The organism is Mordavella massiliensis (assembly GCF_016901695.1).
Classification (GTDB): Bacteria; Bacillota; Clostridia; order Lachnospirales; family Lachnospiraceae; genus Claveliimonas; species Claveliimonas massiliensis_A.
Map to the genome: position 1 here is coordinate 46,726 of NZ_JACJKS010000002.1, position 13,114 is coordinate 59,839.

The 13,114-nt window shown below is 56.7% G+C and carries 11 protein-coding genes and 1 pseudogene; 8 read left to right on the forward strand and 4 right to left on the reverse strand.

The window, feature by feature from the left end:
• The first annotated feature begins 16 nt into the window (after nt 1-16).
• From H6A20_RS01580 to H6A20_RS01615, 8 genes and pseudogenes are all read left to right on the forward strand, one after another.
• Nucleotides 17-550: a helix-turn-helix domain-containing protein gene (locus tag H6A20_RS01580; RefSeq protein ID WP_204905412.1), complete on the forward strand. Its 534-nt coding sequence runs from the start codon at nt 17-19 to the stop codon at nt 548-550.
• A gap of 13 nt (nt 551-563) precedes the next feature.
• A pseudogene (locus tag H6A20_RS13975) lies at nt 564-1,550 on the forward strand (ABC transporter ATP-binding protein); the annotation flags it as partial.
• A gap of 591 nt (nt 1,551-2,141) precedes the next feature.
• Nucleotides 2,142-2,984, forward strand: a complete 843-nt coding sequence (locus H6A20_RS01590; RefSeq protein ID WP_204905414.1) for an ABC transporter permease — start codon at nt 2,142-2,144, stop codon at nt 2,982-2,984.
• Entirely contained in the window at nt 2,981-4,876 is a 1,896-nt protein-coding gene (locus H6A20_RS01595) for an extracellular solute-binding protein (RefSeq protein ID WP_204905415.1), read from the forward strand. Before H6A20_RS01590 ends, H6A20_RS01595 begins: the two co-directional genes overlap by 4 nt.
• Nucleotides 4,877-4,891: 15 nt before the next feature.
• The gene (locus tag H6A20_RS01600; protein ID WP_204905416.1) at nt 4,892-5,509 is read left to right on the forward strand and encodes a flavodoxin family protein; all 618 of its coding nucleotides are present in this window, start codon (nt 4,892-4,894) and stop codon (nt 5,507-5,509) included.
• 34 nt (nt 5,510-5,543) lie between these two features.
• Nucleotides 5,544-6,860 carry a replication-associated recombination protein A gene (locus H6A20_RS01605; protein WP_204905417.1) on the forward strand — a complete coding sequence of 439 codons (1,317 nt, stop codon included), beginning with the start codon at nt 5,544-5,546 and terminating at the stop codon, nt 6,858-6,860.
• Nucleotides 6,861-6,977: 117 nt separating this feature from the next.
• On the forward strand, nt 6,978-7,853 hold the full coding sequence (locus H6A20_RS01610; protein WP_204905418.1) for a YitT family protein: 876 nt from the start codon (nt 6,978-6,980) through the stop codon (nt 7,851-7,853).
• A 270-nt stretch (nt 7,854-8,123) separates the two neighbouring features.
• A complete protein-coding gene (locus tag H6A20_RS01615; RefSeq protein ID WP_204905419.1) occupies nt 8,124-8,999 on the forward strand; it encodes an RpnC/YadD family protein in 876 nt (291 codons plus the stop codon).
• Between the two features lie 41 nt (nt 9,000-9,040).
• Here the strand turns inward: H6A20_RS01615 and H6A20_RS01620 are convergent, their stop codons facing one another.
• The 4 genes from H6A20_RS01620 to H6A20_RS01635 all read right to left on the reverse strand — a co-directional run bounded on the left by H6A20_RS01620 (nt 9,041) and on the right by H6A20_RS01635 (nt 13,071).
• On the reverse strand, nt 9,041-10,483 hold the full coding sequence (locus H6A20_RS01620) for an amidohydrolase (protein WP_204905420.1): 1,443 nt from the start codon (nt 10,481-10,483) through the stop codon (nt 9,041-9,043).
• Between the two features lie 73 nt (nt 10,484-10,556).
• Entirely contained in the window at nt 10,557-11,315 is a 759-nt protein-coding gene (locus H6A20_RS01625) for an amino acid ABC transporter ATP-binding protein (RefSeq protein ID WP_204905579.1), read from the reverse strand.
• Nucleotide 11,316: 1 nt separating this feature from the next.
• Nucleotides 11,317-12,102 (reverse strand): amino acid ABC transporter permease, encoded by a 786-nt coding sequence (locus H6A20_RS01630; RefSeq protein WP_204905421.1) that lies wholly within the window; start codon nt 12,100-12,102, stop codon nt 11,317-11,319.
• Between the two features lie 69 nt (nt 12,103-12,171).
• Nucleotides 12,172-13,071: a transporter substrate-binding domain-containing protein gene (locus H6A20_RS01635; RefSeq protein WP_243426090.1), complete on the reverse strand. Its 900-nt coding sequence runs from the start codon at nt 13,069-13,071 to the stop codon at nt 12,172-12,174.
• Nucleotides 13,072-13,114: the final 43 nt, after the last annotated feature.

Sequence of the window (13,114 nt, forward strand, 5' to 3'; positions counted from 1 at the left end):
ACGGGAGGTGCGGCAATTGGATATTGGAAAGAAGCTGAAGGAGCTCCGGCTACAGAACGACCTGACGCTGGGAGACCTGGCATCCAGAAGTGAGCTGACCAAGGGATTTCTCTCCCAGGTGGAGCGCAACCTGACGACGCCGAGCATCGCCACGCTGGAGGATATCCTGGAGGCGCTCGGGAGCAATCTGTCCGATTTCTTCCACGAGGAGGAAGAGCGGCAGATCGTATTCCCGGTGCAGGACTTCTTTGTGGACGAGCAGGAGGACTACACCATCGAGTGGATCGTGCCGAACGCGCAGAAGAACGAGATGGAACCCATTATCCTGACGCTGCACCCCCATAAGAAGAGCTATGTCCTGTCGGCCTATCAGGGACAGGAGTTCGGCTATGTACTGAAGGGAAGCGTGACCATCGTACAGGGGGGAAAGAAGTACCGGGTGAAGGCGCACGAGACGTTCTACATGGACGGATCCAGGAGCCACTACCTGTACAATCACGGCGGCACGGATGCGAAGATCCTTTGGATCACCACGCCGCCCATGTTTTAGGAGGAGAGAGAGGATGGAAGAGAAGAAGCTGATCGAGTTTCGGAATATTGTGAAGAACTTTGACGGGCAGATTGTCCTGAAAGGGATCAATCTGGATATATATGAGAATGAGTTTGTGACCCTGCTGGGCCCCAGCGGATGCGGGAAGACGACGCTTCTGCGCATTCTGGGCGGGTTCCTGGACGCGGACGAAGGGTCTGTGATCTTTGACGGGGAGGAGATCAGCAAGAAGCCTCCCTACGAGCGGGAGCTGAACACGGTGTTCCAGAAGTACGCCCTGTTCCCTCATCTGAGCGTGTATGAGAACATTGCCTTCGGGCTGAAGATCAAGAAGATGAGCAAGGACGTCATCGACCAGAAGGTGATGAAGATGTTAAAGCTCATCGGCCTGGAGGGATTTGAGGATAAGAACACCACCCTTTTGTCCGGCGGGCAGCAGCAGCGGGTGGCCATCGCCCGCGCCCTTGTCAACGAGCCGAAGGTGCTCCTTCTGGACGAGCCCCTGGCGGCCCTGGATCTGAAGCTCCGCAAAGAGATGCAGTACGAGCTGAAGCGGATCCAGCAGGAGGTAGGCATCACCTTTATCTTTGTCACCCACGATCAGGAGGAGGCCCTGACCATGTCCGACAAGATCGTGGTCATGAAGAACGGGGAGATCCAGCAGGTGGGGACGCCCCAGGACATCTACAACGAGCCCGCCAACCGGTACGTGGCAAACTTCATCGGCGAGAGCAACATCATTCCGGCCGTCATGCTGGAAGACTACAAGGTGCGCTTTGACGACATTACCTTTGACTGCGTGGATTTCGGCTTCAAGGAGAAAGAGCCGGTAGATGTGGTGATCCGGCCGGAGGACATCGACATTGTGGATGTGAAGGACGGCAAGATGACAGGGGAAGTCTTAAGCGTACTCTTCAAGGGTGTCCACTATGAGATCATGGTGGAGACGGTGCCCGGGACGAGTGTGACCGTGAATATGCGGGTGATCCGGAATCAGGATGTGAAGAGCGAAGACGGAAAAGAAATGATCAGCGCCAGCAATTTCTATGTGGATATCGACGATGTGGAGGCGCTGGACGACAAGGAGATCATCGCTCTCTCCAACGCCCAGGCATGGGATCCCGAGACGGATGAGTACATCTCCATCGCGAAGGTGGAGTACAGTCTGTCGCGGGAGGAGGGGCGGTACCCGGTGACCTTCTCCACATCCGGCGGGACAAGCATTGAGAGGACCATCTACGTGGTGGATCAGCCCTATGTCAGGAACGAGCGGGCAAATGAGGGCGTCATGGCCTTCAATTTCTTCAAGACGGTGGATGAGATCACAGAGTCCCAGGCTCTGGACACTGACCTGAAGACGTGGGCGGGCGCCCAGGGCTGGAAGCTGAGCAACGAGGATGAGTCCGTGGACCTGAGCGTGGACTATGATTTTGACCCGGAGAATGTGGCGGAGGGCGTGTACCAGATCACCTTCTCGACCACGGGCCGGGAGTTCAAGATCCATACAACCGATTACACGCAGGAGGGACAGGAAGTGGGACTTACCTTCTTCCCGGAGGATATCCATGTCATGTCCAGGGAGGTATTTTAGATGAGAAGATTTTCAAGGCTGGCAGTGCCTTATATTGTGTGGGCGGCATTGATGCTGGTGCTCCCCATGGCGCTGATCGCCCTGTACTCCTTTATGGAGCATGGGAACAGCATCATCTCCTTTTCCTTCACGCTGGACCACTACATCAAGTTCTTCACAGACCCGGACTTTCTCCTGATCCTGTGGAGATCCCTGGTGATCGCGGTGAAGACGACCATCATCTGCCTTATCCTCGGGTATCCGGCGGCCTACTTTATCGCCCGGAGCCGGGAAAAAGTGCAGAACATCCTGATCCTGTGCATCACGATCCCCATGTGGATCAACATGCTCGTGCGCACCTACGCCTGGATCGGGCTTTTAAGCGAGGGCGGCATCATCCAGCGGCTCCTGGGCCTTTTCGGCCTGGGGGACGTGGAGCTCCTCTACACGGAAGGATCCTTGCTTCTGGGCATGGTCTATAACTTCCTTCCCTTTATGATCCTGCAGATCCAGACCTCCCTGTCCAAGATGGACAATTCCCTTCTGGAAGCCAGCGCCGATCTGGGCGCAGGGCCGGTGCAGACATTCGGGAAGGTAACACTGCCGCTGTCGCTGCCGGGTGTGATCAACGGGATCACACTTGTATTCCTGCCGGCAGTCAGCTCCTTCTTCATTCCGAAACTGCTGGGCGGCGGCCAGTATTTCCTCATCGGAAATATGATCGAGAACCAGTTTATCACAGTGGGAGAGTGGAACTTTGGAAGCGCCATCTCCATGATCATGGCGGTCATCATGATGCTGCTTATGATGCTGGTCCGCCGGATTGAGATCCGCAACCAGGGAGGAAAGGGGGAGAGAGCATGAAAAAGAACAGACGGCCATTCGGGAAGTTCCTGCTGATCGTGCTGATCGCTTTCTTCTATCTTCCCATCCTTTATATGGTAGTATTTTCCTTCAATGACGGGAAATCGCTGACAAGCTTTACCGGTTTCTCCCTGCGCTGGTACCAGCACATGCTGGAGTCCCAGGACATGATGGCGGCCCTCTACACGACATTCAGCGTGGCGATCCTGGCGACGCTGATCTCCACGGTAGTGGGGACGGTGGCGGCCATCGGCCTGTCCAGTTCCAGAAAGATCATCCGCAACATTATGGAGCAGGTGAACAATCTTCCCATGATGAACCCGGAGATCGTGACAGCCATCGGTTTTATGTTGCTCTTCATCACCTTCAAGGTGGAGAAAGGCTATATGACCATGCTGCTGGCGCACATCGCCTTCTGCATCCCCTATGTGATGCTCTCCGTCATGCCAAAGATCCGGTCCCTGGATCCAAACCTGGCGGACGCGGCCATGGATCTGGGCGCCACGCCCTTCCGGGCCCTTACAAAGGTGATCGTGCCTCAGATCACACCGGGCATCGTGTCCGGCGCCCTCATTGCCTTTACTATGTCCGTAGATGACTTCATCATCTCCTACTTTGTGACCGGGCGGGGCGTAAAGAACTTAAGTATCGTGGTCTATACCATGAGCAAGCGGGTCAACCCGAGCATCAACGCCATCTCCACCCTGGTGGTGGTGATCATCACCGTTGTCCTTGTGCTCATCAACGTGGCGCCTGCTCTGGCGGCAAAGCAAAGCAGGACGGCGGAGATCCGCAGGAAACGGCGCATGATACCGGCCCTGGCCGTGTGCGCAGCCCTTGTGGCCGGGATCGCGTTTGTACAGGCAGGCAGGGGCACAGGCGCCCAGAGACCCTTCGAGGGGCAGACGCTCCACATCTACAACTGGGGCGAGTACACAGGCGAGAATATCATCCCGGATTTTGAGGAGGAGACGGGCGCCACGGTAGTGATGGAGAACTTTGATTCCAACGAGCAGATGTACATCAAGGTGGCGAACGGGGAGTCCTTCGACCTGCTTGTGCCGAGCGACTATATGATCCAGCGCCTGATCGAGGAGGATTACCTGCAGAAGCTGGACAAATCAAAGCTGGACTGCTTTGACAAGCTGAATGACGCGGTGCTGGGCCTTCCCTACGACCCGGAAAACGACTACTCCGTCCCCTATTTCTGGGGCACGGTGGGCATCGTGTACGACAAGACAAAGGTAGATCCGGAGGATCTGGAAAAAGAAGGCTACAATATCTTCCTGAATGAAACGTACAAAGGAGATGTCTACCTCTATGACTCTGAGCGGGATTCCTTCATGATGGCCTTAAAGGCTCTCGGCTATTCCATGAACACGGAGAATGAAGCCGAGCTTCAGGAGGCCTACGACTGGCTTGTGCAGTGCGTGGAGACGATGGATACGGAGATCGTCACGGACGAGATCATCGACAATATGGCGCAGGGAAGGAAAGCCCTGGGGCTCATCTATTCAGGAGACGCCACCTATGTGATGGCGGAGAATGAGGACATGGGCTACTACATGCCGGAAACCGGGACAAACCTCTGGTCCGATGCCATGGTCATTCCGAAGAACGCAAAGAACCCGGAGCTGGCCCACGCCTTCATCAACTTTGCCAGCGACTATGACGGGGCGTATGATAACTCCAGCTATGTCGGCTACACTTCCTCCAATGTGGAGGTCATGGAGGACCTCTCCGGCGAGGGAGGCGATTACGAGGGCATCAACGCCTACATTCCAAGAACGGACAATGAAAACGACGAAGTATTCGTGTATAATGAGGATACAAAGAAGATCATCAGCGACCTGTGGAGCCGTGTGAAGATCGCGGCGAGCAACGCTGGGTAAAAGGAGTGGTTTTAGATGAAAGTACTGATGCTGAACGGAAGCCCCCATGCCAATGGCAACACAGCGCTTGCCCTGGTAGAGATGGAGAAGATCTTTCGTGCGGAGGGGATCGAAACGCAGATCCTGCAGGTCGGGAATCAGGATATCCGGGGCTGCATGGCATGCTACGCCTGCCTGCAGACAGGGAAATGTGTGTTTGACGACCTGGTGAATGAGGCGGCGTCTGCCTTTGCATCCTGCGATGGTCTGGTGGCGGCCAGCCCCGTCTACTACGCGTCGGCCAACGCGACCCTCATTGCCTTTCTGGACCGGCTGTTCTACAGTACCCGGTTTGACAAGACCATGAAGGTGGGAGCCGCCGTGGCTGTGGCGAGAAGGGGAGGCCTGTCCGCAACCTTTGACGAGCTGAACAAGTATTTTACCATATCCGGCATGCCGGTGGCCTCCAGCCAGTACTGGAACAGTGTCCACGGCATGAACCCGGGCGAGGCGGCGGGCGACGCGGAGGGGCTGCAGACCATGCGGGTCCTGGCACGGAACATGTCCTTCCTCATGAAGAGCATCGCGCTTGGAAAAGAGGCCTACGGCCTCCCGGAGAAGGAGCAGAAGACAGGGACGAACTTTATACGGTAGCGTCCCGGTTCAAAGGAGAGGTGGCGAAGATAAGATGGAGCAGATGTCGCTATTTGACCAGAGGCAGGAGATGACGCCTCTTGCCAGCCGGCTGCGGCCGGAGACGCTGGATGGTTTCGTCGGGCAGGAGCACCTGCTGGGGCCGGGGAAGATGCTGCGGCAGATCATAGAGAGGGACCAGATCTCCTCCATGATCTTCTGGGGCCCGCCGGGGGTGGGGAAGACGACCCTGGCCAGCATCATCGCCGGGCACACCCATGCGGAATTCATCAATTTCAGCGCTGTCACCAGCGGGATCAAAGAGATACGGGCCGTGATGGAGGCGGCGGAGACGAGCCGACGGATGGGCCGGAAGACGGTGCTCTTTGTAGATGAGATCCACCGGTTCAACAAGGCCCAGCAGGACGCCTTCCTCCCCTATGTGGAGCGGGGCAGCATCATCCTGATCGGAGCGACCACGGAGAACCCGTCCTTTGAGATCAACGCGGCCCTTCTGTCCCGGTGCCGGGTGTTCGTGTTAAAGGCGCTGACCGGGGAGAACCTGGTGCAGCTCCTTCAGAACGCGCTGAAGAGCCCGAAGGGCTTCGGCGGGCAGAACGTGCGGATCAGCGAAGACCAGCTTCGCGCCATCGCTGCCTTTGCCAACGGGGATGCCAGGACGGCTCTCAACACGCTGGAGATGGCGGTCCTGAACGGGGAGATCACCGGGGACGGCGTGCTTGTCACACAGGAGGGGATGGAGCAGTGCATCAGCCGCAAATCCCTCCTCTACGACAAGACCGGGGAGGAGCACTACAATCTCATCTCCGCCCTCCACAAATCCATGCGCAACAGCGACCCGGACGCGGCCATCTACTGGATGTGCCGGATGCTGGAGGGCGGGGAGAACCCGCTGTATATCGCCCGGCGCCTCATCCGGTTCGCCAGCGAGGACGTGGGGATGGCGGACAGCCAGGCCCTGCAGGTGGCGGTGGCCGCCTACCAGGCCTGCCATTTCCTCGGGATGCCGGAATGCGACGTACACCTGACCCACGCGGTGGTCTACCTGGCCATGGCGCCCAAGTCAAATGCCCTCTACACGGCCTGCGAGGCCTGCAAGAGGGATGTGCGCACCGGGCAGGCAGAGCCTGTGCCCCTGCATCTTCGCAATGCGCCCACCCGGCTTATGAAGGAACTGGAGTACGGGAAGGGGTACGAGTACGCCCACGACACGGAAGAGAAGCTGACCCACATGGAATGCCTTCCGGAATCCATGCGGGGAACGACGTACTATCACCCCACCCGGGAGGGGCGTGAGAGCGAAGTGAGGGAGCGGCTGGACGCGATCCGCAGGTGGAAAAAGGAACAATAACAGAGGCGGAAAATGGGCTGCGGGCATATTGCACGGCAGCGTAAGATCCGCTATACTAAAAGAAGAATTACGTATGCATGAGGAGGAAGGCGGGGCGGGGAACCCTGCGAAGACACCATGAAAAAGTCACCGGTTTTTACAGCATTTCTTCTGGTTCTTGGCTGCATGTGCTGCAGTATCGCGACCAACTGGATCATGATCCCCAACGGCCTGGCGGCGCCGGGCATCACGGGTATCTCCATGACAGTGGAACATTTTACAGGCATCAATTACGCGCTCATCTACTATGCGATCACGATCCTGATCCTTGTCGTCACTTACCTGACGCTGGGGAAGCGGGACGCGTCCAACATCATCATCCTGTCGCTTCTGTACCCCATGGTGCTGTGGGTATTGAGCTTTATTGACGTGCAGATCATCTTCGAGGAGAAGCTGATCGCACTGGGTGCGTTCGGCGTCCTCTACGGCGTGGGGATCGGCATTCCCTACCGGATCGGGTTCTCCTACGGCGGCGACGACACAGTGGCCAAGATCCTGAAAAAGACGATCCTGCGCGCCACGGAGTTCAAGAAGATCTACTACTTTGAGGAGGCCCTCATCCTCCTGTTCATGACGCTGGCTTTCAGTCTGGACCAGCTTGCCTACGCCTTTGCGGGGCAGCTCATCTATGTGAACAGCATGAACTATGTGGTGTTCAATCTGGGGCCGAAGCTTTACGATGTGCAGATGATCGGCAAGGATATGGAGAAGATCGAGGACTTTGTCATCAATACGATCCACAAGAGCGTGACCATTTATCACGACGCTGTGGGCGGCTATTCGGGCGAACCGAAGATCCAGATGAGCTGCGTGTGCAACTCCAGGGAGTATGTCAGGCTCCGTGAGTTTATCAGGAACGGCAGCTTCGACTGCTTCATCAAGGTCATTCCCCTGGTCCATGTGTTCGGGCAGAACAAGGACTTCCACAGGCTGGACGATGAGAATATTGAATGATCTGCAGGGAACTGTGATAGCTGCGCAGATGTTACAAAAACTTAATAATTCTGTTATGGAAACTGTCGGGAACATGTGATAAAATAAACATAAAGCATGATGTTTCTGGCAGTTTTTTCTGTGCGGCATGCGCCGCGTCTGATATCTTCAAAAATCTAAAAGAAATCTCCGTGCTTTCATTTCCATTTTTAAAGCAGAGAGGTTTCTCGAACACGGCAGATCTGTTTTTCCGGGATGCCTCCTGCGGGTTATACTGTAAAGGAGGTACATATGAGCAAGCGAAACGCGGTAAACCGGAATTACAAGTCATCCATTTTTACGATGCTGTTCAGTGACAGGAAGGAGCTGCTGGGACTTTACAATGCGGTAAGCGGAAAACAGTATAAGGATCCTTCGCTTCTGGAGATCAATACGCTGGAGAACGCCATTTATATGGCAGTTCGGAACGATCTTTCCTTTGTGATCGACTCCAGGCTCTCTTTGTATGAGCATCAGTCAACCTACAGTCCGAATCTGCCGCTGCGGATGCTGATGTATCTGGCGGATCTGTATGCAGAGATGACCAGAGACGAAAAACTGTACGGCAGGAAAAAGGTGCTGATCCCGCCGCCTCAGTTCATTATTTTCTATAACGGGCAGGAGGAGCAGCCGGACAGGCAGATCCTGCGGCTGTCAGACCTGTACGGAGTGGAAGAGGAGAGGCATCAGTTGGAGTTGGAGGCAGTGATGATCAATGTGAATGCAGGCCACAGCCCGGAACTCCTTACAGCCTGCAAGACTATGGCGGATTATGCAGAATACACGGCCCGCGTGAGGAGATATGCCGCGCAGATGTCCACCGACGACGCCGTGGAACTTGCGATCACGGAATGTATACGGGAGGGGATCCTTGAAGATTTTTTGAGTAAGAATCGGGCGGAGGCAAAGAGAATGAGTATTTATGAATATGATCAGGCAAAGCACATTCAACAGGAGCGGGAGGATGCGTGGGAAGATGGAATGCGCGAAGGACGGCAGGAAGAAAAACGGACGGTAGCCGTCAATTTGGCTAAAATGAGCATGCCGGCAGATAAGATTGCACAGGCAGTGGAGGAGGATGTGTCTGTAGTGCAGCAATGGGTTGCTGAGTTAGCAGATGAAAAGTAATATTGAGCATAAAGAAGACCACGCGTATTGCGTGGTTTTCTTTAATCCGGTATCGCGGGCGTTGCGCCCTCCGGGATGGGGCATACATACCCGGATGCAGCGGCCTTTTCAAATTCCCTGCGGGCGGCGGCTAGAAGAGAGGGATCCTCCATGAGATCCACAGCCGTGGCGGCCAGAACCTTGGCGGCACACACCGCGGCCTTTCGCCCGATGGAAGTGCCGTCGCAGGAGACGTTCTGCCAACTGTGTCCGGGACAGCCGTTGGGCCACGCCGCCACATGGATCTGGGCGGTGGGCGTCTGCCAGCTCACATCACCCACGTCTGTGGAACCTGGCGTGAAAGCGGGACCCTGGTAGAGGGGGCAGAGGAAATCGTTCATGGCATGTCCGGCTTTCTGCTGGAGGGCACGTACCTCCTCGCGGATCGCGTCATCGCCGGCAGCGCCAAATCCCGGTACGTGGTCTGCTCCCGGATAGGTCTGCGCCAGCTTGTCTGCAAAGGACAGTTCCTCCTCTGTGTGTGCCGGGACGCCGATCTCGCGGAAATTCCCGTACAGGGCCGTCTCGATCGTGTGATTGCTGACCGTGTCCGCTGTGCCGTCTATGAATTTGCGCTCTACCTGCGTGTCTGTCATGAGTGCGGCCCCGTCGGCGATCCGGTCTACCCTGGCCTGGAGTTCCACAGCCTCCGCCACATGGTTGGAGCGGATCATGTACAGGACGCTTGCCCGCGGCTGCACAACGTTGGGGCTGACGCCGCCGGCGTCAGTGATGGCATAGTGGATCCGCGCCCGGTCGCTCATGTGCTCCCGCAGGAACTGAACGCCGATGTTCATCAGTTCCACAGCGTCCAGGGCGCTCCGGCCCATCTCAGGCGCGCCTGCCGCGTGGGAGGCGGTGCCGGTAAATTTATACTGGATCTGTATGCAGGAGTTGGAGGAACCGGTGCGCACCTCATTCACATCCTCCGGATGCCAGGTGAGGGCCGCGTCCAGGGATTCCCAGAGGCGCTCCCGCGCCATGAAGGCCTTGGCAGCGCCGCCCTCCTCGCCCGGGCAGCCGTAGAGGATGACAGTTCCCGCGTGCCCGGTCTTTTCCAGGTAAGCCTTGACGCCCAGGGCAGCGCCGAAAGCGCCGGCGCCCAGCAGGTTGTGCCCGCAGCCGTGCCCGCAGCCGCCGGGGATGAGTTCCTTCTGCTCCAGGCTTCCGGCCTCCTGGGAGAGGCCGGAGAGGGCGTCGTACTCAGCCAGGATGCCGATCCTCGGGCTGCCGCTTCCGAAGCTTGCCGCGAATGCAGTGCGGATGCCGCAGATCCCTTTCTCCACACGGAATCCTTCTTCCTCCAGCAGCTCACAGTAGTAGGCTGCGGAGGCATCCTCCTGCAGGGACAGCTCCGGATGGCTCCAGATATGGTCCGCCGCCTGGCAGATGATCTCTTCTTTTTCTTCTACAGCATGGACTGCTGTCAGTTTTTCCTGTGTCATGATGTAGTTCTCCTTGTCTGCTGATATGAATTCAAATGAAAGATCCCGAAGGAAGTTCCTCCGGGATCGGGTATTACAGGACTTTCGAGAGGAAATCCTGGAGTCTCGGATTCTGCGGGTGATCGAAGAGCTCCTTCGGATCCCCCTGCTCCAGAAGTTTCCCGTCTGCCATGAACAGCACGCGGTTGCCAACCTCTCGGGCAAAGCCCATCTCGTGCGTCACGACGACCATGGTCATCCCTTCCTCGGCCAGCTCGCGCATCACATCCAGAACCTCGCCGACCATCTCCGGGTCGAGAGCGGAAGTCGGCTCGTCGAAGAGCATGACCTCCGGCTCCATGGCCAGGGCGCGGACGATGGCGACACGCTGTTTCTGGCCGCCTGAGAGCTGGATCGGATAGGCGTCGGCGCGGTCCCTTAAACCGACACGGTCCAGAAGCTCCAGCGCCTTTGCCTCAGCCTCGGCCTTGGAGACGCCTTTCACTTTTATGGGGGCCAGCGTCATGTTGTCCAGGATCGTCATGTGGGGGAAGAGGTTGAAGTGCTGGAACACCATGCCCATTTTCTGGCGCAGCTCGTCGATGTTGAGCTTTACCGTTTTTCCCTCTTCATTTTTATATTTCCTTTTTGTGATGTCAATGCCGTTGAAAATGATGGAGCCGCCTGTGGGTTCCTCCAGCAGGTTCAGGCTCCGGAGGAACGTGGATTTGCCGGAACCGGAAGGCCCGATGACTGCCATCACATCGCCTTTGTTGATATCGACGGTCACGCCGTCCAGGGCTTTGATGGTGCCGCCCTTGTAATGCTTTTTCAGATCCGTGACCTGGATCAGGCTATCTCTTGTCTCCACGGCTCATCCTCCTTTCTACGTATGCGATCGCTTTGGAGGTGGGGAAACAGAGACAGAAGTAGATCGCTGTTGCCACCAGCAAGGGTTCGATGATGATGAATGTTGCGCCGCGCACCGCGTTGACAGCGGACATGATATCCTGCACGCCGATGGTGTATGTAATGGCGGACTCCTTGATGATCACGACGAACTCGTTCGCGATCGCGGGAAGGATGTTCTTGATCGCCTGGGGCAGGATAATGAACCGCAGGTTCTGTCCCTGGGAAAGGCCGAGGGAGCGGGCGGCTTCCGTCTGTCCGGAATCGATGGACTGGATGCCGGAGCGGATGATCTCGCACAGGTAGGCGCCGGAGTTCATGCCCAGAGCCACAACGCCGGGCAGGAAGCGGTCGAATTTGATGAATCCGAAGAGCTGGAAGCCGGGCAGTTCAATGAGGCTGAACACACCGTAGTAGATGATGAAGATCTGCACGATCACAGGGGTCGAGCGGAGGATCTCCACATAGGCGGTGGCGATGAAATCCAGCGGGTTAAAGCGGGAGAGAAGAGCGAGAAAGCCTTTCTCCCTAGGATGTCCGTCCGCGTCCAGGCCGAGGGCCCGGAAGGGGCGCAGGTTGGACATGCGCATCAGGGCCAGGATCAGGGCCAGGCAGAATCCGATGACCACTGTGAACAGGGCCAGAAGGACCGTGACCAGCGTGCCCTGCCAGAACAGGTCTGCGTAGGGCGAGATCCGGGAAAAATTTTCAATCTGGAAAAATTGATCCATGAATCAGATAACTCCTTTCATCCAGTAAAACGGGCTCCTTCGTGGGAGCCCGCCTCTTGCTGTTCATGCTTACTGTACGTTGCCGCTGTCGTCAAGCAGACCTTCGTATGTCTCGCCTGCTGCCAGATCTGTCGCATCTGCGATGTACTGGTCCAGGCTGCCGTCCTCTGTCGCTGCCTTGATCGCCTCGTTCACTGCCGCAAGCAGTTCCGGGTTGTCCTTGCATACGCCGATGGCGGAACCTTCCACATCGTAGGGAACTTCCATCACGATCTCAAGATCGGGGTAGTTCTTCTGGTAGCTCTGGGCCACAACGGTCTCGATGTACGCTGCGTCCATCTTGCCGGAGAGAAGCTCGGAGATGATGTCCGTTACTTTCGGAAGAGATACGATGTCAGCGTCCGGTGTGTTCTCGTTTGCCAGGTCGAGCTGGATGGAACCGGTCTGCGCGCCGACTGTGACATCCGGGTTGTTGATGGCGTCAAAGGAATTGTACGTATCCGCGTTGTCCTTTACCGTCACAAGGGACTGACCGCCCATGTAGTAGATGTCTGTGAAATCCATGATGGACTCGCGGGCCGGATCCGGAGAGAGGCCTGCCATGCCGAGGTCTACAGATTTTGTCTGCAGCTCGCTGAGCACGCCGTCGAAGTCAACGGTGATGATCTCCAGCTCCAGTCCCATGTAATCTGCGATGTACTGTGCCAGATCCATGTCAAAGCCGGCCAGCGTCGGATTGCCGTCCTCGTCGATGGCATAGAACTCATAGGGAGCGAAGTCCGGGCTTGTGGCAACTGTCAGCTTGCCCTCTGTCACAGTCTTGACAGCTCCGTCGCTCTTACCGCCCTCATCGGAAGTGCTCTCCGTCGTCTCATTTGTCTCCTCGGAAGCGCTGTCGCTGCTGCCGCAGGCGGCCAGTGACATGACCATGCATGCAGCGAGAAATCCTGCTAATACTCGTTTCTTCATAATAGAAAATCCTCCTCAATTTTTGAATAAATATAAATTAAAA

Coding starts and splice junctions, on each gene's coding strand:
- H6A20_RS01590 (WP_204905414.1), top strand. CDS start 2,142: ATGAGAAGATTTTCAAGGCTGGCAGTGCCTTATATTGTGTGGGCGGCA.
- H6A20_RS01600 (WP_204905416.1), top strand. CDS start 4,892: ATGAAAGTACTGATGCTGAACGGAAGCCCCCATGCCAATGGCAACACA.
- H6A20_RS01615 (WP_204905419.1), top strand. CDS start 8,124: ATGAGCAAGCGAAACGCGGTAAACCGGAATTACAAGTCATCCATTTTT.
- H6A20_RS01605 (WP_204905417.1), top strand. CDS start 5,544: ATGGAGCAGATGTCGCTATTTGACCAGAGGCAGGAGATGACGCCTCTT.
- H6A20_RS01630 (WP_204905421.1), bottom strand. CDS start 12,102: ATGGATCAATTTTTCCAGATTGAAAATTTTTCCCGGATCTCGCCCTAC.
- H6A20_RS01620 (WP_204905420.1), bottom strand. CDS start 10,483: ATGACACAGGAAAAACTGACAGCAGTCCATGCTGTAGAAGAAAAAGAA.
- H6A20_RS01635 (WP_243426090.1), bottom strand. CDS start 13,071: ATGAAGAAACGAGTATTAGCAGGATTTCTCGCTGCATGCATGGTCATG.
- H6A20_RS01610 (WP_204905418.1), top strand. CDS start 6,978: ATGAAAAAGTCACCGGTTTTTACAGCATTTCTTCTGGTTCTTGGCTGC.
- H6A20_RS01595 (WP_204905415.1), top strand. CDS start 2,981: ATGAAAAAGAACAGACGGCCATTCGGGAAGTTCCTGCTGATCGTGCTG.